This is a genomic window from Actinomadura sp. 7K534, assembly GCF_004348575.1.
GTDB lineage: Bacteria > Actinomycetota > Actinomycetes > Streptosporangiales > Streptosporangiaceae > Spirillospora > Spirillospora livida.
The window spans coordinates 1-21,844 of the sequence record NZ_SMKB01000120.1 but is presented as its reverse complement, the minus strand read 5'-3'; the positions used below and the strand labels follow the sequence as shown (position 1 = coordinate 21,844).

Annotated in this window: 19 protein-coding genes; 14 read left to right on the top strand and 5 right to left on the bottom strand. The window is 71.8% G+C overall.

Annotated elements, in window-relative coordinates; all coding sequences use genetic code 11:
• Positions 1–234: 234 nt before the first annotated feature.
• Positions 235–1,263: an alpha/beta hydrolase-fold protein gene (locus E1266_RS22385; protein ID WP_132050006.1), complete on the bottom strand. Its 1,029-nt coding sequence runs from the start codon at positions 1,261–1,263 to the stop codon at positions 235–237.
• 120 nt (positions 1,264–1,383) lie between these two features.
• Here E1266_RS22385 and E1266_RS22380 point away from each other — a divergent pair, with 120 nt between their 5' ends.
• The gene (locus E1266_RS22380; RefSeq protein ID WP_132050004.1) at positions 1,384–2,115 is read left to right on the top strand and encodes an isocitrate lyase/phosphoenolpyruvate mutase family protein; all 732 of its coding nucleotides are present in this window, start codon (positions 1,384–1,386) and stop codon (positions 2,113–2,115) included.
• A gap of 102 nt (positions 2,116–2,217) precedes the next feature.
• Positions 2,218–3,042 (top strand): oxygenase MpaB family protein, encoded by an 825-nt coding sequence (locus tag E1266_RS22375; RefSeq protein ID WP_132050002.1) that lies wholly within the window; start codon positions 2,218–2,220, stop codon positions 3,040–3,042.
• Between the two features lie 3 nt (positions 3,043–3,045).
• On the opposite strand, the gene E1266_RS22370 is transcribed toward E1266_RS22375, so the two are convergent.
• Together E1266_RS22370 and E1266_RS22365 are read right to left on the bottom strand one after the other, a co-directional pair.
• The gene (locus E1266_RS22370; protein WP_132050000.1) at positions 3,046–4,752 is read right to left on the bottom strand and encodes a BCCT family transporter; all 1,707 of its coding nucleotides are present in this window, start codon (positions 4,750–4,752) and stop codon (positions 3,046–3,048) included.
• Positions 4,753–4,851: 99 nt separating this feature from the next.
• The gene (locus tag E1266_RS22365; RefSeq protein ID WP_132049998.1) at positions 4,852–6,282 is read right to left on the bottom strand and encodes a pyridoxal-dependent decarboxylase; all 1,431 of its coding nucleotides are present in this window, start codon (positions 6,280–6,282) and stop codon (positions 4,852–4,854) included.
• Between the two features lie 70 nt (positions 6,283–6,352).
• Between E1266_RS22365 and E1266_RS22360 the strand changes: the two genes are divergently transcribed.
• From E1266_RS22360 to E1266_RS22335, 6 genes are all read left to right on the top strand, one after another.
• Positions 6,353–7,300 carry a helix-turn-helix domain-containing protein gene (locus tag E1266_RS22360; RefSeq protein WP_132049996.1) on the top strand — a complete coding sequence of 316 codons (948 nt, stop codon included), beginning with the start codon at positions 6,353–6,355 and terminating at the stop codon, positions 7,298–7,300.
• Between the two features lie 307 nt (positions 7,301–7,607).
• Complete coding sequence (locus tag E1266_RS22355; protein WP_132049995.1) at positions 7,608–9,200, top strand: AMP-binding protein; 1,593 nt, start codon at positions 7,608–7,610, stop codon at positions 9,198–9,200.
• Positions 9,197–10,429 (top strand): acyl-CoA dehydrogenase family protein, encoded by a 1,233-nt coding sequence (locus tag E1266_RS22350; protein WP_132049993.1) that lies wholly within the window; start codon positions 9,197–9,199, stop codon positions 10,427–10,429. Before E1266_RS22355 ends, E1266_RS22350 begins: the two co-directional genes overlap by 4 nt.
• Positions 10,430–10,456: 27 nt before the next feature.
• Positions 10,457–11,215, top strand: a complete 759-nt coding sequence (locus E1266_RS22345) for an enoyl-CoA hydratase/isomerase family protein (RefSeq protein ID WP_132049991.1) — start codon at positions 10,457–10,459, stop codon at positions 11,213–11,215.
• Positions 11,216–11,223: 8 nt separating this feature from the next.
• The gene (locus E1266_RS22340; protein WP_132049989.1) at positions 11,224–12,156 is read left to right on the top strand and encodes a VOC family protein; all 933 of its coding nucleotides are present in this window, start codon (positions 11,224–11,226) and stop codon (positions 12,154–12,156) included.
• The gene (locus E1266_RS22335) at positions 12,120–13,250 is read left to right on the top strand and encodes an acyl-CoA dehydrogenase family protein (protein WP_207945843.1); all 1,131 of its coding nucleotides are present in this window, start codon (positions 12,120–12,122) and stop codon (positions 13,248–13,250) included. Before E1266_RS22340 ends, E1266_RS22335 begins: the two co-directional genes overlap by 37 nt.
• Positions 13,251–13,323: 73 nt before the next feature.
• Here the strand turns inward: E1266_RS22335 and E1266_RS22330 are convergent, their stop codons facing one another.
• Together E1266_RS22330 and E1266_RS22325 are read right to left on the bottom strand one after the other, a co-directional pair.
• Complete coding sequence (locus E1266_RS22330) at positions 13,324–13,707, bottom strand: group 1 truncated hemoglobin (protein WP_132049987.1); 384 nt, start codon at positions 13,705–13,707, stop codon at positions 13,324–13,326.
• Between the two features lie 170 nt (positions 13,708–13,877).
• A complete protein-coding gene (locus E1266_RS22325; RefSeq protein WP_132049985.1) occupies positions 13,878–15,191 on the bottom strand; it encodes a hypothetical protein in 1,314 nt (437 codons plus the stop codon).
• Between the two features lie 177 nt (positions 15,192–15,368).
• On the opposite strand from E1266_RS22325, the gene E1266_RS22320 reads away from it, so the two are divergent.
• The 6 genes from E1266_RS22320 to E1266_RS22295 all read left to right on the top strand — a co-directional run bounded on the left by E1266_RS22320 (position 15,369) and on the right by E1266_RS22295 (position 21,718).
• Positions 15,369–16,565, top strand: a complete 1,197-nt coding sequence (locus E1266_RS22320; protein ID WP_132049983.1) for a histidine kinase — start codon at positions 15,369–15,371, stop codon at positions 16,563–16,565.
• Positions 16,566–16,624: 59 nt separating this feature from the next.
• Positions 16,625–17,380: a LytTR family DNA-binding domain-containing protein gene (locus E1266_RS22315; RefSeq protein WP_132050008.1), complete on the top strand. Its 756-nt coding sequence runs from the start codon at positions 16,625–16,627 to the stop codon at positions 17,378–17,380.
• Between the two features lie 104 nt (positions 17,381–17,484).
• Entirely contained in the window at positions 17,485–17,850 is a 366-nt protein-coding gene (locus tag E1266_RS22310; protein WP_243718712.1) for a DUF485 domain-containing protein, read from the top strand.
• Between the two features lie 13 nt (positions 17,851–17,863).
• Positions 17,864–19,591: a cation acetate symporter gene (locus E1266_RS22305; protein WP_132049981.1), complete on the top strand. Its 1,728-nt coding sequence runs from the start codon at positions 17,864–17,866 to the stop codon at positions 19,589–19,591.
• Between the two features lie 157 nt (positions 19,592–19,748).
• Positions 19,749–20,111 carry a DUF485 domain-containing protein gene (locus E1266_RS22300; RefSeq protein WP_132049979.1) on the top strand — a complete coding sequence of 121 codons (363 nt, stop codon included), beginning with the start codon at positions 19,749–19,751 and terminating at the stop codon, positions 20,109–20,111.
• Positions 20,108–21,718, top strand: a complete 1,611-nt coding sequence (locus E1266_RS22295; protein WP_132049977.1) for a cation acetate symporter — start codon at positions 20,108–20,110, stop codon at positions 21,716–21,718. The genes E1266_RS22300 and E1266_RS22295 overlap by 4 nt, the downstream gene beginning before the upstream one ends.
• The last annotated feature ends 126 nt before the right edge of the window (positions 21,719–21,844 follow it).

The following is a 21,844-nucleotide window of genomic DNA, read 5'->3' as shown; positions in this document are numbered from 1 at the left end:
GGGGGTGTGGTGGGTGGGGAACTCATCCGGATGAGCTGCCCGAAGTGCACTCCCAGTTGTGAAAAGTGTCAATAATTACAATTCATATTGGATTTTCAGTTCATCGGGGGCTTTGAATGAAAACTCGGAAAACGGGCTTCAGGCAGCGCGAACGGGCCGGGCCGGTCGTGCCGGCCCGGCCCGTTCGGTCGGGAACCTTCGCGCAGGGATGAGCGTTTGCCGCCCCCTCCGGGGTCAGGGGGAGATCATGCGGCAGAGCCAGGAGAGGGCGAGCGGATACCGGTAGTCGATGCCGCCGTGCCCCGCGTCGAACAGCTCGAAGTGGATCACGTCCTCCTGCACGCCCGCGTCCAGGAGGGCCTTGTGGAACGCCTGCGCGCCCACGTCCAGGTACCACTCGTCGCGCGTCCCGCCGTCGATCCAGATCGCCCGCTGCGAGCGCATCGCCTCGGCGTGGGCGGGCACCATCCGCACCGGGTCCCACGCCAGCCACCGCTCCCACACGTCCTGCCTCAGGACGCCGTTGACCGGGTCGAACGGCAGCTCCGGCGTCCCGTCGTCGCGGGCGGAGTAGCAGACCGCCATGCCGAGGATGTTGAGCAGTTCCATGTCCTCGGGCTTGGTGAACGCCACGCGCCCGTTGAAGTCGTCCCACCACCGCCAGATGTCGCCGCCGTACTTGCGCAGGTGCCGGACGCACTTGGGGAACTCGGTCAGGTAGCAGTACTCGAACAGCGCGTCGCCCGCGTGCGTCGCGAGCGCCCCGAACAGGTCGGGGCGCAGCATCGGCGTGATCATCGCGCCGTAGCCGCCGCTGGACTTGCCGCTGATCGCCCGGTGCCCGGGCGCGTCGAGCGTGCGGTAGCGCCCGTCCACCCAGGGGACGACCTCGTCGCAGATGTAGGAGTGGTAGCGGCCCGTGCCGGGGGAGTCGACGTACTGGCTGCCGCCGTGCGCGGTCCAGGCGTCCACGAACACCACGATCGCGGGCGGGGCCTCGCCCGAGGCGAACACGGCGTCGGCCGTCTCGGGGAACGGCTGGCGGTAGGGCGTCCGGTTGCGCCAGATGCCCACGTGCCCGGTGAACCCGGTGATGACGTACACGCTGGGGTAGCGGCGTTCCGGCTCGTCGTCGTAGCCCGGCGGGACGTACACCAGGACGGGACGCTCGTGCGGGTCCTTCAGCGGGTTCTCGCGCAGCAGCTCACTGCTGACGACGTGCTCTTCCAGGCGTCCGGCGAGCTCGGCGGACCACGGCAGCATGCGCACTCCCTCATCGGTAGTTGATCACTTCGACGCTAACCCAGCCCGCCGCCCGCCGGAACGGGTGTCACAATCCGGGGGTCCGGCTCCGTCTTGCCGGAAACGGGGAAGGAGACCCACATGACCGAGAACGCCCGCCGCCTTCGTGAGCTGCACCGTCCCGGCGACCCGCTGCTGCTGCCGAACGTGTGGGACGCGGCGAGCGCCGCCACCGTCCAGGAGGCCGGGTTCCCCGCGCTCGCCACCGCGAGCGCCGCCGTCTCCGCCATGCTCGGCTACCCGGACCACGAGGGCGCGCCCGCCGACGAGATGTTCGCCGCCGCGGGACGCGTCATCCGCGCCGCCTCCGTCCCGGTGACCGTGGACGCCGAGGCCGGATACGGGCTGCAGCCCGCCGAGCTGGTCGAACGGCTCCTCGCCATCGGCGCCGCCGGCTGCAACCTGGAGGACACCTACGCCGGGGAGCTCGCCGAGCCGGAGGCGCAGGCCGAGTTCCTCGCCGCGGTCCGGGAGGCGGCCGGCGACGCGCTGGTGATCAACGCCCGGGTCGACACGTTCATCGCCAAGGCTCCGGACCCACTGGACGCCGCGATCGTCCGCGGCCGCCTCTACCTGGAGGCCGGCGCCGACTGCGTCTACCCGATCACCGCGCCGATGGACGCCGTCCCGTCCCTGGTCAAGGGGCTGCCGGGGCCGGTCAACGCCAACAACTTCCCCGGCTCGTCCCTCGCTGACCTGGCCGCCGCGGGGGTGGCCCGCGTCTCCTACGGCCCGCTGCCCTTCCGCCGGACCCTGGAGACGCTGAAGACCTTCGCGACCCGGGTGATGGCCCGCGAGGACCCTTATGCGTGATACATGTGAGCCCGCCCACTCCCGGCCACCCTTGCAAGCACTCACTTACAGTGGCACAGTGAGACGGAAATCGCCTCTATGTCTCATCGAAGTGAGGTCCGAATGACCGTGACACTGGAGGAGATCCCCCCGAAGACCGTCCGGGACTCCATCAGCGGCCTGGCCCTCGCCGCCGCGGCCGCGAACGTGGTCATGCAGCTCGCCCGCCTGCCCGTCGGGCACGGGGTCGCCAACAGCAAGGTCGACAGCGGCCGCGTCGACAAGCACCCGATCAAGCGGACCCGCACGACCCTCACCTACATCGCCGTCGCGCTGCTCGGCACCGACGAGGAGCGCAAGGTGCTGCGCCAGGAGGTCAACCGCGCGCACCGGCAGGTCCGCTCGAAGGAACCCGTCCCCTACAACGCCTTCGACCCCGAACTGCAGCTCTGGGTCGCCGCGTGCCTCTACCAGGGCGTCGAGATCATCCACGACGTCCTGTACGGGGAGCCGTCCCCCGAACTCGCCGAGGAGCTGTACCGGTACGGGTCCCGCCTGGGCACGACCCTCCAGGTCAAGCCGGACATGTGGCCCGCGGACCGGGAAGCCTTCGAGGAGTACTGGCAGGACGGCCTCAAGAAGATCGAGATGGACGACGTCACCCGCCGGTACCTGCGCGACCTGACCGAACTGCGGTTCCTGCCCGCCCCGGTCCCGCTGCTGTTCGGCCGCCACCACACCTTCGTGACCCTCGGCTTCCTCCCGCAGCGGTTCCGCGACGAGCTCGGCTACAAGTGGACGCCCCGCGACCAGCGCCGCTTCGACCGCCACACCCGCCTGCTCGGCCGCGTCAACGGCCTCCTCCCGGCCCCGGCCCGCCTGTTCCCCTTCAACTTCTACCTCCGCGACTTCCGCCGCCGGGTGAAGACCGGCCGCCCCGTCGTCTGACCCTCAGCGGGGTGGCTGGTCGGCGGGTGGGGGGTTGGTCGAGGGTTTGGTGACCAGTTCGAATTCGCCCCGGTGGCGTTCGGTGCCGGCCACGACGGCGTCCTCCAGGACTTCGGCGCCCTTGTCCTGGCGCTGCATCATCGGGTCGCTGCGGACGTCCTTGGCCAGGGAGAAGCAGAGCAGGATGAGGACGACGGTGAACGGCAGCGCGCCGATGAAGGTGATGTTCTGGATGCCGTTCAGCGCCTCGTCGCCGCCGATCACGAGCATGATCGCGGCGACGGCCCCGGTCATGGCGCCCCAGAAGATGACGATCCAGCGCGACGGGTTGGTCGAGCCGCGCTGGGAGAGGGTGCCCATGACGACCGAGGCGGCGTCCGCGCCGGAGACGAAGAAGATGGCGACCAGGAGCATCACGAGGATCGCGGTGATCGCCTCCCACGGGAGGTTGCTCAGCACGTTGAAGGTGATCTCCTCCTCGGTGCCCGAGCCGAAGGGGTCCAGGCCGTCGCGCTGCTGGGAGATGGCCGCCCCGCCGAAGATCGCGAACCAGACCAGGCTGACCACGCTCGGGACGATGATCACGCCGGCGACGAACTGGCGGATGGTGCGGCCGCGGCTGATCCGGGCGAGGAACATGCCCACGAACGGGGACCAGGAGATCCACCACGCCCAGTAGAAGATCGTCCAGCTGGACAGGAAGGTGTCCATCGCCTCGCCGCCCGTGGCGCCCGAGCGGGACGCCATCTCGCCGAAGTCCTGGATGTAGACGCCGAGCGAGGTGGGCAGCAGTTCCAGGATGAACACCGTCGGGCCCGCCACGAACAGGAACAGGGCCAGCAGGGCGGCCAGCACCATGTTCGTGTTGGACAGCCACTGGATGCCGCGCGCGATGCCGGAGACGGCGGAGACGATGAAGCAGATCGTCAGGACGACGATGATGAGCACGAGGACCGTGGTGCCGAGGGTCTCGATCCAGCCGGCCTCCTGCATCCCGGTGCGGATCTGCAGGGCGCCGAGGCCGAGGGACGCCGCCGAGCCGAACAGGGTCGCGAACAGCGCCAGGCTGTCGATGAGCTTGCTGGCCGGGCCCTCGGCGCGGCGGCGGCCGAACAGCGGGGCGAACGCCGCGCTGATCAGCTGGGTGCGGCCGCGGCGGTAGTGCCCGTACCCGATCGCCAGCCCGAGGACGGCGTAGATCGACCAGGGGTGCAGCGTCCAGTGGAAGATGGTGGTCGCCATCGCGGTCTCGATCGCCCGCTCGCTCTGCGCCGGGTCGGTGCCGGGAGGCGGCTCGACGTAGTGCATCAGGGGCTCGGCGGCGCCGAAGAACATCAGGCCGATGCCCATGCCCGCGCTGAACATCATCGCGATCCAGGACACGGTGCGGAACTCCGGCTCGTCGTCATCTTGGCCGAGCGGGATGCGGCCGTACTTGCTGAGCGCCAGCCACAGCGAGAAGATCACGAACCCGGTCGCGGCGAGGACGAGGAGCCAGCCCACGTTCGCGAGCAGCCAGTCCAGCGCGGACTGCGCCGTCGAACTCAGGTTGTCGGTCCAGACCGTGCCCCAGACCACGAAGGCGGCGGCGAGGACCGCGGTGCAGCCGTAGACGACCCAGTCGGTGCGCGCCCGGCCCGGCCTCTTGTCGAGGGAGACGGGGAACCCGCCGTCGTCGGTCCCGCCCGGCGGGGGCTTGATCTCCTCCATGACCCTAGATCGTTCCCAAACAACCACATGTCACGTCCACGCGGGAGTAATTCGTTTCCGACCTGCGCCGCAGCGGACGGCGGCCCGACAGCTTGCCCGTTATGTCATGACTATTCGCGCCCGGTGGACGGTTTCGACCAGGGCGTCCACGTCCGTGGACGAGGTCCGGTGGCTGATGACGCAGGCGCGCAGCGCGGCGCGCCCGTCGAGCCGGACGGGGCTGATCCACGCGCGCCCGCCGCGGACGACCCGGGCCGCGAGCGCCTCGTGGTGCTCCCACGTGCCGTTCCCCGGATCGGCGAAGCAGACGACGGGGAGCGGGGTGTCGTTGACGATGTCCCACCCGTCCGCCGCGAGCTTCGCGCGCAGCCCGCCGGCGAGCTCCGCGTCGCGGTCGAGCTGCTCGGCGTACCCGGAGCGGCCCGCGACGGCCAGGCTGAGGAACAGCTTCAGTCCCGTGAAGCGCCGCGACCACTGCTGGCTGGACGTGTACGGGTCCACGGTCTCGGGGACGCCGGCCGGCATGTAGGACGTGGTGACCCGGAACGTCTCGGCGAGCCCCTCGGCGTCGGTGGTCAGCAGCGCCCCGGCGCCCATCGGGACGCTCAGCCACTTGTGCGCGTCGACCGTGATCGAGTCGGCGCGCTCGATGCCGGACAGGGCGGGGCGGAGCCGGTCGGAGAGGGCCGCCGCGCCCCCGTAGGCGGCGTCCGCGTGCAGCCATAGGCCCTGGTCGCCGCAGAGGTCCGCCAGTTCGTGGAGCGGGTCGATCGCCCCGGCGGCCGTGGTCCCGGCCGTCGCGACCACGAGGAACGGCAGGTCTCCGGCCGCGCGGTCGGCGGCGAGCCGGCGGGCGAGGTCGGGGACGTCCATCCGCAGGCCGGTGGTGGGGACGAGGCGGACGGCGTCGCGCCCGATGCCCGTCGCGTGCGCGATCTTGAGCCAGGCCAGGTGGCTCTCCGCCGACGCGTACATGACCGGGCGGCCGGGCAGCGCCCGCAGGCCCTCGGTGCCGTACCGCGGCCATGCCCGCGTGAGCGCCAGCAGGACGGCGGTCATGTTCGCCTCGGCGCCGCCGCTGGTGAAGGACCCCGCCACCCGCTCGGGCGGGTACCCCAGGCGTCCGCCCAGGAAGCGCAGGAGGTGGGCCTCGATCTCCGCCGCCGCGGGCGCGTGCGACCATGCCGCGAGCTGCGGGTTGAACGCGGCGGCGAGGGTCTCGCCGACGATCCCCATCAGCGTCGGCGTGGGGTTGAACAGCCCGAAGTACCGGGGGTGCGTGGTGTGGACGGTCGCCTCGCGGAGCAGGTCCGCGACCTCTCCGATGACCGCTTCGGGCGCCGCCGGACGCTCGAAGTCGTACGCCTCGATCGCGGCCCGCAGCGCGCCGGCGTCGGCCGGTGCGCTCACGGCCCGTCCGGCGATGCTCCCGCGCTCGTCCGCGAGCAGCTCGGTGACGTGCCGCCACAGCGCGCCGGCCGCCGGCGGGGGCGGGTCGAAGGAGGCTCGGCCAAGAGGAAAGTCGTCCATGTCCCCACCTTCGCGCCCCTGCGGAGAACGCCCAAGTGGCAGTAACGACCGTCATCGCTAAGTTAGTGACATGCACCGGCTGGCGGTCGCGGTCACCGAGGGTGTGCCGATCTTCGAGTTGTCCATCCCCTGCGAGGTCTTCGGGTACGAGCGCCCGGGGCTGGCCCGGACCTGGTACGACTTCCGGCTCTGCGCCGCTCCGGGCACCCGGACCGCCGCCGGGTTCGCGCCGGACGCCCGCTATGGCCTGGACGAACTCGCCCGAGCCGACACCGTGGTGATTCCGGCCTGCGCGAACGTCCTCGCCGACCAGCCCGCGGACCTGGTCGAAGCCGTCCGCGCCGCGCACGCCGGTGGTGCCCGCATCGTGGCGCTGTGCACCGGGGCCTTCGTGCTCGCCGCCGCCGGCCTCCTCGAGGGACGCCGGGCGACGACCCACTGGATGCACGCCCGCCGGCTCGCCGAACGGCACCCCGAGGTGAAGGTGGACGCGTCCGTCCTCTACATCGACGACGGCGACATCCTGACCAGCGCGGGCACCGCCGCCGGGCTCGACCTGTGCCTGCACGTCGTCCGCTCCGACCACGGCGCGGCCGTGGCCCGCGCCCTCGCCAAGCGGCTCGTCATGCCCGCGCACCGGCCCGGTGGCCAGGCCCAGTACATCGACGCGGGCGTCGCCGTTCACGACGCGGACGAGCTGGGCCCTCTCCTCGACTGGGCCCGTGAGCGCCTGCACGAACCGCTGACCGTCGCCGCCCTGGCACGCCGCGCCAACGTCACCCCCCGCACCCTGATCCGCCGCTTCCACGCCGCGACGGGAACGACGCCGATGGCCTGGCTGCGCGGCATCCGCATCGACTACGCCCGCGAGCTGCTGGAGACGACGTCCCTCCCGGTCGACCGGATCGCCGATCACGCGGGGCTGGGCAGCCCGGCCAACTTCCGCCACCACTTCACCCGTGCCGTGGGCGTCCCTCCGACCGCCTACCGCCGCGCCTTCTCGTCCACCACGAACTGAGCCCTCGTCGCGGGATTCGGCCGGGTTGGCGGGGGCGGCGTTGTATGGCCGAAACCGGGAAGACCGGAGGGTGTGGCCCCGGTCACATTCGTCGCTTCTGTCCCGCTACGTCACTACTAGAACAGAGATGTTCCCTTTCGGCCACTGTTGCCGCATATAGGGTTTCGTGTTCCTCTGATTAAGGCAATGTCCGGTTGCGGATCGCTGCAGGCCGACCGCACCTGACCGAAACACCGTCACCGACGCAGGCCACCTACCACGACGCACGCCACCTACGACGACGCACGCAGCGAAAGCGGAGGTCCGGATGCGCAAGGAGATGCTGGAGAGCTTCGTCCTGGGGGACGTTCTCCGGTCGCAGGCGCAGGCTCATCGAAGGCAGACGTTCCTCAAGTTCCGGGACGGCGAGGTCACCTACGGCGAGGTCGACGCGGCCGCCGACCGGATGGCCCGCAGGCTGGCCGGCGCCGGGATCGGCCGCGGCGACCACGTGGGGCTGATGCTGCCCAACTGCGCCGACTTCGTGCATCTCGTGTTCGCGCTGGCGCGGCTCGGCGCGGTCGCCGTGCCGATCAACATCGCCTACCGCGGGGAGCTGCTGCGGCACGTCCTGGACAGCTCCGACTCGAACTGGCTCGTCATCGACGGCCCCTACGCGGAGCGGATCGTCGAGATCGCGGAGCGGCTGCCGAAGCTGGGCGGGGTCGTCGTGCGGGACGCCGCCGCGAGCGAGGTGCTGCTGGACCGGCTCGGCAAGCCCGCGCGGGACCTGTACGCCCTGCCGGAGGACGGCGCCGGCCGCGTCGAGGTCCCGGTCGGGTTCGCCGACATGCAGGCGATCATGTACACGTCCGGGACGACCGGGCCGTCCAAGGGCGCGATGGTCCCGCACGCGCTGGCGCTGACCTGCGCCTACGACTCGCTGGACTTCCTCGACCGGTGGGGCAAGACGATCTACTGCCCGCTGCCGCTGTTCCACGCCGCCGCGCTGTGGGACGGGATGCTGTCCGCGCTGCTCGGCGGCGGCTCGATCGCGATCGTGGAGCGGTTCAGCGCGTCGCGGTTCTGGGACGACGTGCGCCGCTTCGACGCCCAGGTGTGCATGAGCGTGTTCTCGATGATCCCGATCCTGCTGAACCGGCCGCCGACGCCGCGGGACCGCGACCACCGGCTGGAGACCTTCTACATGGGCAAGTCGAGCCTGGACGAGCCGCTGCGGGAGCGTTTCGGGGTCCGGTCGGTGGAGACCTATACGAGCACCGAGGCGGGCATCGCGACGGGCAGCCCGTACGGGGAGTGGCGGACGGGTTCGTGCGGCCGGGCCCACGAGGAGCGGTTCCAGGTCGCGGTGGTGGACGAGTACGACCGGGAGGTGGGCCCGGGGGAGCCGGGTGAGCTGGTGCTGCGGCCGAAGCAGCCGTTCGTCCTGACGACCGGGTACTACGGCGACTGGGAGGCCACGACCCGCTGCTTCCGGAACATGTGGTTCCACACCGGAGACCGGGTATGGCGCGATGACGACGGCTACTTCTACTTCCTTGACCGGATGAAGGACGCGATCCGCCGGCGTGGTGAGAACATCTCGGCCTTCGACCTGGAGACCGAGATCAATCAGCATCCGGCGGTGCTGGAGTGCGCCGCCATCGGCGTGCCCTCGGAGCTGGAGGACGAGGACATCAAGGTGTCGATCGTGGTGCAGCCGGACACCGGCATGGATCCCGCGGAGCTGATCGCCTACTGCGAGGAGCGCCTGCCGCGGTCGATGGTGCCGCGCTACGTCGAGTTCGTGGACGCGCTGCCGCGCACGCCGACCGACAAGGTCGCCAAGTACAAGCTGCGGGCCCAGGGCGACGGCGGCATCACCGAGACCACCTGGGACCGGGAGGCGGAGGGCCGGTGAACTGGGACGACACGCCGGAGGAGGCCGAGTTCCGGGCGGCGGCGCGGGCGTTCATCAAGGAGCGGTTCCCCGCGTCGTACCGCCCGGCGGGCGACGAGGAGCAGAGCCTCGAACCGGAGGACGTCGCGGGCTACAACTGGCCCGTCGACCGCGTCGCCGGCGACGCCGCCCGCCGGGAGGGCGCGCGGGCATGGGCGGCGGCGCTCGCCGAGCGGGGCTGGATCGCGCCGCACTGGCCGCGCGAGTACGGCGGCGCGGGCCTGTCGGCGATGGAGGAGTTCATCCTGCACGAGGAGATGATGCGGGCGCGGGTGCCGACGGTGAACGGCATCGGCGCGTTCCTCCTCGGCCCGACGCTGCTGGTGCACGGCACGGAGGAGCAGAAGGCCCGGCACCTGCCCGCGATCGCGAAGGGCGAGGCGACCTGGGCGCAGGGGTTCTCCGAGCCGGGCTCCGGGTCCGACCTGGCGTCGCTGCGCACCCGCGCCGTGCGGGACGGCGACGAGTACGTGGTGGACGGCCAGAAGGTCTGGACGTCCCTCGGCCAGTACGCCGACTGGCTGTTCGTCCTGGTGCGCACCGACCCCGACGCCGACCGGCCGCACCGCGGCATCACGTTCCTGCTGGTCAAGGCGGACGCGCCGGGTGTGACGATCCGTCCCATCACCGACATCAGGGGCGCGGCGCCGTTCTGCGAGATCTTCTTCGAGGGCGTTCGGGTGCCGGTGGCGGACCGCGTCGGCGAGGAGAACCGCGGCTGGTACGTCGCGATGTCCGCGCTGGGCTTCGAGCGCGCCGGGATCGGCGCCACGATCAAGTACGAGCAGGCGCTCGCCGAGCTGGTCGGCTACCTGCGGTCGCCGGAGGGCGCGCGGTTCGGCCGGACGAGCCCGGCGCTGCGCCAGGAGATCGCGCGCCGGCAGACCGAGATCCGGGTGCTGTACAACCTGGCCCGCTACACGGTGTCGCGGCAGGCCGCGGGCGAGGAGCCCGACTTCGAGGCGTCCATCAACCAGCTGTTCGGCGCCGAGCTGCACCAGCGGCTCGCCCGTACCGGCGCGCGGGTGTTCGGGCGGTCCGCCGCCCTGTGGGAGCGCGAGGGCGCTCCGCTCGGCGCCCTGTTCACGCACATGCGCAGGGACTCGGTGGCCTCCACCTTCCTCGGCGGCACCACCGAGATCCAGCGCAACGTCATCGCCACCCGCGGGCTGCGCCTGCCCCGCGGCTGACCGTCCGATCGAGGAGGAGCGAACCGTATGCCCGACGAAGACGCCTACGAGACCGTCGACCTGCGAATCGAGGAGAGGGTCGCCTGGCTGACGCTGAACCGGCCGGACAAGCTCAACGCGCTGACACCGACCACGATGGCGGAGCTGCGCGACATCTTCACCCGCGTCGACGACGACGAGGACGTCTGCGTCGTGGTGCTGCGCGGCGCCGGCGAGCGCGCGTTCTGCGCGGGGATGGACCTCGCGTGGTCGGAGAAGCTGACGCCGCGCGAGCGGGTCGAGCAGGGCCGGCTCGGCGAGAAGACGTTCGCGATGATGGAGCGGACGTCGGTCCCGGTGATCGCGGCCGTGCACGGCTACGCCGTCGGCGGCGGCCTGGAGCTGGCGCTCGCCGCCGACTTCATCGTCGCCTCCGACAACGCGAAGATGGGGCTGGTCGAGATCACCCTGTCGGCGCGCCCGCCGTACCGGCCGAAGATGACCGAGGACGGCGACCCCGACCAGCCCGAGTTCGGCGGCTCCGCGCCCGGCTGGGGCGGCGTGAAGCGGCTGCCGGAGCGGATCGGCAAGGCCCGCGCGAAGGAGCTGCTGTTCACCGGCGCGCGCATCGACGCCGACCGGGCGCTGCGGCTCGGCCTGGTCAACGACGTGTACCCGGCGGACGAGTTCGACAAGCGGGTCGGTGAGCTGGCCGAGCGGATCGCGGCGATGAACCGCTACAACCTGCGCCTCGTCAAGGAACTGGTCACCTACGGCTACGACTGGATCGAGCCGCACCCGAGCTAGGAGAACCCGTGCAGATCTACCGCATCGATCATGTCGCCCAGGTGGCGGCCGACCTCGACGCGCAGGTCGGGCTGCTGGAGGGGCTGTTCGGGTTCCGGCGCGTCCGGAGCTGGGACAACCCCGCGGAGGGCGTGCGCGGCGCCCGGCTGGAGATCCCCGGGAGCCGGGGGCAGGCGTGGGAGGTGGTGGCGCCCGTCGGCGAGGGGTCCTCGCTCCAGACCTGGCTGGACGAGCACAACGGCCGTCCCGGGCTGCACCACGTCGGCGCCGAGGTCCCGGACCTGGACGCCGCCCGCGCGGAGCTGGAAGGACGCGGCATCAAGCCGGCCGACGGGCCGCAGGGCCGGTGGCTGGAGGCGTCGCTGAGCCCGCCGGAGCACGGCCCCGGCATCCTGTTCCGGCTGCGCGGTCCCGGCAGCCTGGACATGTGCGGCGACTCCGGCGACGCCGTGAAACCGTCCGAGCCGGGCGAGGCGAGCCTCGGCATCGTGGCGCTCGACCACGTCTGCCAGGCGTTCCACGACCGCGACGAGCTGGCCCGCTGGTACCGCGACCTCGCCGGGTTCGTGCAGGTGTGGCGGACGCCGGACGACGAGCACCCCGACATGGCCGACCTGGTGCTGAACATCCCCGGCTCCTCGATCTGCTGGGAGGTCATCACCGGGCGCGGGGAGGACTCGTTCATCGACCGCTTCCTGGAGCGCAGCGGCCCGGCCGCCCACCACGTCACGTTCGAGGTGGCCGACTGGGACGCGGCGCTCGCGGCGTGCGAGCGGCGCGACGTCCCGACCTTCGACGACGAGGAGGGCGTCACCGACGGCGCCGCCTGGAAGCACACCTTCATCCATCCGAAGCACACCGGCGGCGTGCTCGTCCAGCTGTTCTGGGAGGAACGGCCGGGCGTGTGGGTCCGCTCCGACAAGATCCCGCCGACGTCATGAACCTGGGCCGCACCGAAGACCAGGAGCTCATCGCCGACACCGCGCGCGAGTTGCTGGAGGCGCGGGCGCCGACCGCCGGGGCGCGGGCGATGGACGGCGACCCCGCCGGCCACTCGCCCGCGCTGTGGAAGGAGATGGTCGAGCTCGGCTGGCCGGGCCTGGCGTTCCCCGAGGAGCACGGCGGCGTCGGCGGCGACTTCCTGGACGTGTCGCTGCTGTTCGAGCAGCTCGGCTACGCGCAGGTCCCGAGCCCGCTGCTCGTGTCGGTGGCGTGCTGCGGGATGCCGGTCGCCCGCTTCGGCACGTCCGGGCAGCGGGAGCGGTGGCTGTCCGCGATCTCGGAGGGCCGGATCACGACCGCCGCGCCCCTGCCCTGGGACCGCCCCGGGGACGGGCCGGTGGCCTCCCGCGACGGCGACGGTCATGTCCTGAACGGCACCGCCACGTTCGTGCCGTTCGCCGCTTCGGCCGAGCACATCCTCGTGGCGGCGCATCTGGACGGCGAGCCCCGCGCGTTCTGGGTGGACGCCTCATCGGTGACGCTCAAGCCGCTGGGCACGGTCGGCTGGGATCGTCCCTGCCACGTCGAACTGGCGGACGTCCGCGTCCCGGCCGAGGCCGCGCTGGGGGAGGACGCATCAGGCGCGGACGCCGCCCGCGCCATCTCCCTGTTCGGCGCGGCGGCCACCTGCGCGGAGATGGTGGGCGCGGCACAGCGCGTCCTCGACATGACGGTGGCGTACGCGACGGAAAGGGAGCAGTTCGGCAAGCCCATCGGGTCCTTCCAGGCGGTGCAGCACCACTGCGCCGACATGGCCATCGACGTGCTCGGCTCCCGCTTCATCGCCTACGAGGCCATCTGGCTCCTGTCAGCGGACCGGGAGGCCGCGCAAGAGGTGTCGATGGCGAAGGCGTGGGTGAGCGAGGCGTACGAGCGCGTGTGCGCCCTCGGCCACCAGGTGCACGGCGCGATCGGCTTCACCGAGGAGCACGACCTGCATCTGTTCTCCCGCCACGCGATGGCCGCGGCGCTCGCGCACGGCGACGGCGACCTCCACTACGACACCCTGGCCACCCGGCTGGACCTGCCCTGACGTCCCTGCCCCTGACGTCCCTGCGCGCCCGCCCGCTCGTCGCGCCGTCCGCGGGCGCGGCGCGCATGGACGGTCACTCCGCCGCGGCGGGCTCCGTGGAGATCCGGCCGGCGACGATGTGGTCGGCGAGCGGCAGCACGACCGCGGCGATCTCGCCGATGGTCTCCTTGGGGACGCCCGCGGCCAGGAGGCTGGCCACCAGGTGGTCGGCGACCCGGTCGAAGTGCTCCTGCTCGATGCCGAGCCCGAGGTGGACGTCCTTCATCGCCCGGCCCTGGTAGACCATCGGCCCGCCGAGCGCCTGCCCGAAGAACTCGACCTGGCGGCCCTTCACCTTGTTGACGTTCAGCCCGACGAAGTACGTGTTCAGCAGGTCGTCGGCGAGGATCCGCCCGTAGAGGTCGTCCACCACCGCCGTCAGGGCCTCTTCTCCACCGATCGAATCGTAGATGCTCATCCGTCCTCCTCACGCGAAGGCTTATTGGCAGAGCGCCAATAACTGGCGAGGCCAGAGTACGGCGAGCTTCCCGAGGACGCCAGGGGGTCCCTGCCGGTGAACGGAAAACGCCCGGCCGGGGCGATCCCGGCCGGACGTCGCGGGTGTTCGGATGCGGTCGCGTGCGGTCGCTAGGGGCGGACGGCGTACACCATGCGCTTGCCGGGGTGCTCGCCGACGGTCCAGAACTGGCCGAGGCCGGGGTTCGACCCGTCGGTGCCGCTCTGCCAGTGCGCCAGGTCCTCCGGGCCGATGCTGAGCTGCTTCTCGCTCGCGACCTGCAGCGTCGTGGTGGACGACGTCGCGGGCGCGGTCGTGTAGAACGTCCCGGCGGTCGCGGGGCCGCGGCTGCGGCTCAGGTACCACCGGCCGTTGAACCGGGTCGCGCCCTGGACGTTGCTGACCGGCAGCTTGTGGGCGGCGTCGGCGTTCCACCGGTAGGACGGGTCGGTGATCAGCTCGCTGTTCGCGGTGAAGGCGCCGGCGATGGGCCACGCCGCGACGCGCCCGTTGACGGCCTCGTCCCCGGCGCAGTACTCGCCGGAGACCAGGTGGTCGGTGCCGCTGCGGTCGAGGGACACGTGCGAGAACTGCGGCGACCCGTCCGAGGCGGTGCACTTGGTGCCGGTCGCGGCGGTCCGCGTCCACGAGCCGACCTGCGGCATCACGTAGCGGTACCCGTAGCCGTGGTACGTGCCGCCGTGCAGGCCGACCTTGTCCGCGCCGCCGGTCGTGCCGTTCTCGGACGCGCCGAGGTCGAAGATGCGGCGCATGTCGAACATGCGGAAGCCGCGCGCGGTGTCGGCGACGAACAGGTGGTTGCCGTACCAGAGGATCCCGCCCGCGTGGAGCGAGGTGTTGTAGCCGCCGGCGGACGAGTCCTGCGACACCCGCACGGTGTCGTAGTCGCCGTTCGCCTTCGGGTACACGAGCAGGACGTGCCGGTACGCGCCGGTGGAGGGGTTCATGAAGCTGATGCGGACGCCCTTGACCATGCCGTCGGCGTTGGCGTTGGCGTCGTACCAGCTCACCAGGACGGGCTTGTAGCCGTCGCCCCACTCCTGGTCGGCCTGCATGTCGGCGACCGTGGTGACGCCCTGCGGGTACCACTGGGTGGTGGCGTTGTCGCCGTCGTTGAAGCAGACGCTCCGCGCGAGCGCCACGGAGCTGCCGGACTGGACGGCGTTCGGCTCGCACGCCCCGTTGACGGTGACCGGGGTGTCGTCGTCCTGCCGGTTCAGGTCGTTCATGATGCCGGTGACGGTCCCCTTCACCAGCGGGAGGGCGTCGGCGCGGTCGCGCAGGTCCGTCCCGTAGGAGTTCGGGCGGAGCTGGAAGTTCGACAGGGACAGTTCGTCGGCTGCGGCGGGGGACTGGATCGCGGCGGCGAGCGGAAGGGCGAGGCCCACGGCGGCCAGGACGGCCAGGCATCGACGGCGGCGCATGCACTCTCCTCACGGCCGGGCCCGCCTGGCCGGGGATCACCCGGGGGAGCGGTGGGCACGGCCAAGATCGTCGTGGCAGTCCGTCCAAAATGTCATGATCATGACCTTCCCGCCAAATCGGACATGTACCAGAGGTGCACTTCACTTTTTGTGGGGTGATCGGCATAAATTTGCGGAATGAACGTCGTCATCGCCGTTGTCGCGACCTTGCTGGTGACGTGGATTCCGGCGCTCGTGTGGTGGCGGCGCCAGCAGGGGCGGGGCGGCGACCTGGGCGGGCCCGCGCGGCGGGCGACGTTCGAGACGCTGCACACCGCCTCCCGCGCCGCCCCCGCGTTCCGGGCGGGGCTGACCGAGCAGGACGCGCAGAAGGCCGCCCGGCACCTGCGGGTCCTGCTGGACTGCCCCGCGCTGGCGATCACCGACCGGGAGCGGCTGCTGGCCTGGGACGGGGAGCACGAGCACCACGCGGAGGAGGTCCTCGGGCACGCCGGGGTGACGCTGGAGAACGGCCGGACCCAGGTGCACGACGTCGCCTGCGACCTGCTCGACTGCCCGATCCGGCGGGTCGTGGTGGTGCCGCTCGCCACCGACGACCGGGTGGTCGGGTCGCTCGCCGCCTACGGGGAGGACACCCCGGCGGGGCTGATCCGCGCCGCCGAGGAGGTGGCCCAGTGGGTGGACGCGCAGCTCGAACTGGCCGAGCTGGACCACTCGCGGACGCTGCTGATGGAGGCGGAGATGCGGGCGCTGCGGGCGCAGATCTCGCCGCACTTCATCTACAACTCGCTGACCACCATCGCCTCGTTCGTCCGGTCCGACCCCGAGCGGGCGCGGGAGCTGCTGCTGGAGTTCGCCGGGTTCACCCGCTACTCGTTCCGGCGGCACGGCGACTTCACGACGCTCGCCGAGGAGCTCCGGTCCATCGACCGGTACCTGCTGCTCCAGCGGGCGCGGTTCGGCGAGCAGCTGCGGGTGACGCTGCGGATCGCGCCCGAGGTGCTGCCGGTCGCCGTGCCGTTCCTGTGCCTGCAGCCGCTGGTGGAGAACGCCGTCCGGCACGGGCTCCAGGACAGGTCGGAGCCGGGGCTCATCACGATCGTCGCCGAGGACGCGGGGTCGGACTGCCTGATCAGCGTGGAGGACGACGGGATCGGCATGGACCCCGAGGACGTCCGGCGGCTGCTCTCGGGCGACGTGCGGCCGCCGGCCGACGACGGCGACGCGGCCGGGATCGGGCTCGCCAACGTCGACGACCGGCTGCGGCAGGTGTACGGGCCGGAGTACGGTCTCGCCGTGGAGACCGGGCCGGGCGCGGGCACGAAGGTGACCGTGCGGGTGCCCAAGTACCGGCCGGGGGTGACCGCGTCCTGAAACCTTGACTGACAGGCGTCCTTTGACTGGAATGTCCGTGCGACGTGGGAAAGGACGATGTGGTGGGCCTACGTGTCCTCGCGGTGGACGACGAGCCGCCCGCGCTGGACGACCTCGTCCACCTGCTGCGCGCCCACCCGCGGATCGGCGAGATCCACACGGCGCGGGACGGCGCCGCCGCGCTGCGCAAGCTCGACCGGGCCCTCGCCGACGGGCGCCCCATCGCCGCGGTCTTCCTCGACATCCGGATGCCCGGCCTGGACGGCACCGTCCTCGGCCGCGTGCTCGCGCAGTTCGCCCGCGCGCCGCAGATCGTCTTCGTCACCGCCTACGAGGACCACGCCGTCGACGCGTTCGAGATCAAGGCGACGGACTACATCCTCAAGCCGGTGCGGCCCGAGCGGCTCAACGAGGCGATCAGGCGCGTCATCGAGGCCACCGACGAGCCCGAGGACGACGAGGCCGACCCGGCCGAGCCGGAGCCGCTGCCCGTCGAGCTGGGCGGGGTCACCCGGTTCGTCACCCCCGCCGAGGTCCTGTACGTCGAGGCGCAGGGCGACTACGCGCGGCTGCACACCTCGTCCGGCAGCCACCTGGTCCGCATCCCGCTGGCCGCGCTGAGCGAGCGCTGGACCGGCGCCGGGTTCGTCCGGGTGCACCGCAGCCACCTGGTCGCGCTGTCGGCGATCCGGGAGCTGCGGCTGGACTCGGGCCGCTGCACCGTGCTGGTCGGCGACGCGGAGCTACCGGTGAGCCGCAGGCACGTGCGCGAGCTGCGCGACGTGCTCGTGCGGAGGGCGAGGCGGTCGCCCTGAGCTCCGGCCCCCCGAGCCCCGGCGACCCGGGCGCCGGCCCCGCGAGCCCCGGCCCGCCGAGCGCCGGTGAACGGCCGCGCGGCATCGCGCCGGGCCGGGTGCTGGTGACCGGGCCGCGGACCCGGGCCGTCCGCCGGCCCAGCTACCCCGTCACCCGGGAGATCGACGAGCAGACCCGGCTCGGCGAGGCATACATGCGCTCGCTGCTGCGCGCCCAGCTCCGACTCGCGGTGGGGCTGTGCCTCGTGCTGACCGCGGTGGTGGTCGGGCTGCCGCTGCTGTTCGCGGTGTTCCCCGAGTTCAGCGAGAAGACCGTGCTGGGCATCCCGCTGCCGTGGGTGGTGCTCGGCGGGATGATCTACCCGTGGTTCGTCGCGTGCGGCTGGTGGTACGTCCGGCAGGCCGAGCGCAACGAGGACGACTTCGCCGAACTCGTCGACCGGCCCCCGTCCCCCGACGACGCGCCATGAACACCGGAGCGTCATGAACACCGCGTACGGGCTCGCCGGCGTGCTGCTGGTCGTCGTCGCCACCGTGCTCATCGGCGTGATCGGGCGCATCTCCCGCACCACGTCCGACTTCTACGTGGCGTCCCGCACGGTCACGCCGCTGCGCAACGCGTCGGCGATCGGCGGCGAGTACCTGTCGGCCGCGTCGTTCCTCGGCATCGCGGGGCTGATCCTCGCCTACGGCGCCGACATGCTGTGGCTCCCCGTCGGCTGGACGGGCGGCTACCTGATCCTGCTCGTCCTCGTGTCGGCGCCGCTGCGCCGCTCCGGCGCGTACACGCTGCCCGACTTCGCCGAGGCGCGGCTGGAGTCGATGGCGGTGCGCCGCGTCGCCAGCATCCTCGTCGTGCTGATCAGCTGGCTGTACCTGCTGCCGCAGTTCCAGTCCGCCGGGCTGGTGCTGCGGACGGTGACGGGTGCGCCGGTGTGGACGGGCGGCGTCCTCGTCGCCGTCGTCGTCGCGGTGAACGTCCTCGTCGGCGGCATGCGCAGCGTCACGCTCGTCCAGGCGTTCCAGTACTGGATGAAGCTCACCGCGCTCGCCGTCCCGCTGGTGTTCCTGCTGCTGGCGTGGCGGTACGACGGCGCGCCCGGCCTCGCGGCGGACACGCCGCCGCAGTTCGCGGAGCGGACCACCGTCTCCGTCGGCCTCGCCGTCACCGTCGACGTCGCCGACCCCGTCCAGGTCGTCGTGGACGGGCGGGTGGACGGGCAACCTTACGAGAACGGCCCGCTGACCCTGGGGCCCGGACGGCACCACATCGCGCAGAACACGTCCGTCACGTTCCCGGCCGGCGCCGAGGTGCCGCACGTCAGCGACCGGCCGGCCACCACCGACCGCCAGTGGGCGATGCCGCTGGACGGCCACCCCCACTCCCTCTACGCCACGTACTCGCTGATCCTGGCCACGTTCCTCGGGACGATGGGGCTCCCGCACGTCCTCGTCCGCTTCTACACCAACCCCGACGGGCGGGCCGCGCGCCGCACCACGGTGATGGTGCTGTCGCTGCTCGGCGCCTTCTACCTGCTCCCGGCCGTCTACGGGGCGCTCGGCCGCCTCTACACGCCCGAGCTGCTGATGACCGGGCGGGCGGACGCCGTCGTCCTCACGCTGCCCGGCCGCCTCATCGGCGGGGTCGGCGGCGACCTGCTCGGCGCGCTGGTGACCGGCGGCGCGGTCGCGGCGTTCCTGTCCACCTCGTCCGGGATCACCGTGTCCGTCGCCGGGGTGATCGCGCAGGACATACTGCGCGGCGGGGTGCGCTCGTTCCGCGCCGGGACGCTGCTCGCCCTCGTCGTCCCGCTGGCGCTGGCCATCGCGGCGCGCGCGCTGCCCGTCGCGGACGTCGTGGGGCTGGCGTTCGCCGTCGCGGCGTCCACGTTCTGCCCGCTGCTCGTCCTCGGCGTGTGGTGGCGGCGGCTGACCGTCCCCGGCGCGCTCGCCGGCCTCATCGCCGGCGGGGTCCTGGCGGGCACGGCGGTGGTCGTGACGATCGCCGCCGGGCCGCCGGAGGGGCTGCTGGGGGCGCTGCTCGCCGAACCCGCCGCGTGGAGCGTCCCGACCGCGTTCGCCACCATGATCATCGTTTCGCTGTGCACGCCGGGCCGGGTGCCGCGCGGCGTCGCGCGGATGATGGTGCGCCTGCACACTCCGGAGTCGCTCGCCGTCGACCGCGGCACCTGGCGGCCGAAGCGGGTGTGACCGTTCATCGCGCCAGATGAACCGCTCACCGACGATGCCCGCAGACCGCCGACGATGAACGGCGACTGACCGCAGCCCCGCGCCTGTCCCCTCGCTCGGCCCCCGGGCCGTCCATACGGTGGCGCGTGACCGGCGTCACAACAGAGGAGGGGCGGTCGTGTCCATCGATAAGAACGCCTCCGGCACCGTCTACCAACGGTTCCAGGGCACCGCGGAGTTCCAGGAACTCCGCACCAGATTCCGCAGATTCGCATTTCCGATGACCGTCGCGTTCCTCGCCTGGTACCTGCTCTACGTCGTGCTCTCGGGCTGGGCACGCGGCTTCATGGGCACGGAGCTGTTCGGCGCGATCAACGTCGCGCTCATCTTCGGGTTGCTGCAGTTCGTCACCACGTTCGGCATCGCCTACTACTACTCGCGGCACGCAGGGCGCCGCCTCGACCCGCTCGCCGACAAGATCCGCGGCGAGATCGAGGCGGACGAGGCGCAGAGCGCCGGGACCGCGGAGGACGCCCGATGAGCAACGAGACCCTGTCGATCCTGCTGTTCCTCACCTTCGTCGCCGCCACCCTGGCGATCACCGTTTGGGCGAGCCGCAACACCAAGAACGCCACGGACTTCTACGCCGGCGGCCGCTCATTCTCCGGGCCGCAGAACGGCCTGGCGATCGGCGGCGACTACATGTCCGCCGCGTCCTTCCTCGGCATCGCCGGGCTGATCGCCCTGTACGGCTATGACGGCTTCCTGTACTCCATCGGGTTCCTGGTCGCCTGGCTCGTCGCGCTGCTGCTGGTCGCCGAGCTGCTGCGGAACTCGGGTCGGTTCACGATGGCGGACGTGCTCGCGTTCCGGATGAGCCCGCGCCCGGTCCGCACCGCCGCCGGCGTCTCCACCATCACCGTGTCGATCTTCTACCTACTGGCGCAGATGGTCGGCGCCGGGGCGCTGGTCGCGCTGCTGTTCGGGTTCACCAGCGAGTTCGCCAAGGGCGCCACGATCGCGCTGGTCGGCCTCCTGATGATCGTGTACGTGGTGTTCGGCGGGATGAAGGGCACCACCTGGGTGCAGATCGTCAAGGCCGTGCTGCTGATGACCGGCGCGGCGCTGGTCACGCTGCTGGTGCTGACCGAGTTCGGCTTCAACCTGTCGAGCCTGCTGAACGACGCCGCCGAGCAGAGCGGCAAGGGCGACGCGTTCCTGGAGCCCGGCCTGCGCTACGGCACCGAGGAGCAGGGCCTCACCGGCAAGCTCGACCTGATCAGCCTCGGCCTCGCGCTCGTCCTCGGCACCGCGGGACTGCCGCACATCCTGATCCGCTTCTACACCGTCCCGACGGCCCGCGACGCCCGCAAGTCCGTGATGTGGGGCATCGGCCTCATCGGCACCTTCTACCTGTTCACCCTCGTCCTCGGCTTCGGCGCCGCGGCGCTGGTCGGCAGCGAGGAGATCTCCAGGGTCAACGAGGCGGGCAACACCGCCGCGCCGCAGCTCGCCGAGAAGATCGGCGAGATCATGTTCGGCGACGCGGGCGGCACGATCCTGCTGGCGGTGATCGCCGCGGTCGCGTTCGCCACCATCCTGGCGGTCGTGGCGGGCCTCACCCTGGCCTCCTCCTCGTCGTTCGCCCACGACCTGTACGCCCACGTGTTCCGCAAGGGCAAGGCCACCGAGCGGGACGAGGTCCGCGTCGCCCGCATCTCCGCCCTGGTCATCGGCGCCGTGTCGATCGTCCTCGGCATCTATGCCCAGCGGCTCAACGTGGCGTTCCTCGTCGCGCTGGCGTTCGCGGTCGCGGCGTCCGGCAACCTGCCCGCGATCCTCTACAGCCTGTTCTGGAAGAGGTTCAACACCGCGGGCGCCGTCTCCGCCATCTACGGCGGCCTCGGCGCGGCGCTGTTCCTGGTCATCTTCTCCCCGGTCGTCTCCGGCTCCGAGAAGGCCCTGTTCACCGACTCCGACTGGAGCTGGTTCCCGCTGCAGAACCCGGGACTCATCTCCATCCCGGTCGGCTTCCTGTGCGGCTTCGTCGGCACCTTGCTCAGCAAGGAGTACAACGCGGAGAAGTACGCCGAGATCGAGGTCCGCTCCCTCACCGGGGCGGGCGCGGAGAAGGCGGCGGACCACTGATGACCCCGCCCGTTCCCGGCGGACCACAGGGCCGCCGGGGACGGGCGATCCACCCGGACCCGCCGCGCGGGTGACCGTCGCCCGGTCCCGCGCGGCCCGCGGCCCCGCCCCCCGCCCCGGGGCGGG

Excerpts from the sequence above, each read along its gene's own strand:
- E1266_RS22370 (WP_132050000.1), bottom strand. The coding sequence starts at position 4,752 with ATGGAGGAGATCAAGCCCCCGCCGGGCGGGACCGACGACGGCGGGTTC.
- E1266_RS22365 (WP_132049998.1), bottom strand. The coding sequence starts at position 6,282 with ATGGACGACTTTCCTCTTGGCCGAGCCTCCTTCGACCCGCCCCCGCCG.
- E1266_RS22380 (WP_132050004.1), top strand. The coding sequence starts at position 1,384 with ATGACCGAGAACGCCCGCCGCCTTCGTGAGCTGCACCGTCCCGGCGAC.
- E1266_RS22385 (WP_132050006.1), bottom strand. The coding sequence starts at position 1,263 with ATGCTGCCGTGGTCCGCCGAGCTCGCCGGACGCCTGGAAGAGCACGTC.
- E1266_RS22325 (WP_132049985.1), bottom strand. The coding sequence starts at position 15,191 with ATGCGCCGCCGTCGATGCCTGGCCGTCCTGGCCGCCGTGGGCCTCGCC.
- E1266_RS22345 (WP_132049991.1), top strand. The coding sequence starts at position 10,457 with ATGCCCGACGAAGACGCCTACGAGACCGTCGACCTGCGAATCGAGGAG.
- E1266_RS22360 (WP_132049996.1), top strand. The coding sequence starts at position 6,353 with ATGCACCGGCTGGCGGTCGCGGTCACCGAGGGTGTGCCGATCTTCGAG.
- E1266_RS22355 (WP_132049995.1), top strand. The coding sequence starts at position 7,608 with ATGCGCAAGGAGATGCTGGAGAGCTTCGTCCTGGGGGACGTTCTCCGG.
- E1266_RS22330 (WP_132049987.1), bottom strand. The coding sequence starts at position 13,707 with ATGAGCATCTACGATTCGATCGGTGGAGAAGAGGCCCTGACGGCGGTG.
- E1266_RS22320 (WP_132049983.1), top strand. The coding sequence starts at position 15,369 with ATGAACGTCGTCATCGCCGTTGTCGCGACCTTGCTGGTGACGTGGATT.
- E1266_RS22295 (WP_132049977.1), top strand. The coding sequence starts at position 20,108 with ATGAGCAACGAGACCCTGTCGATCCTGCTGTTCCTCACCTTCGTCGCC.
- E1266_RS22305 (WP_132049981.1), top strand. The coding sequence starts at position 17,864 with ATGAACACCGCGTACGGGCTCGCCGGCGTGCTGCTGGTCGTCGTCGCC.
- E1266_RS22375 (WP_132050002.1), top strand. The coding sequence starts at position 2,218 with ATGACCGTGACACTGGAGGAGATCCCCCCGAAGACCGTCCGGGACTCC.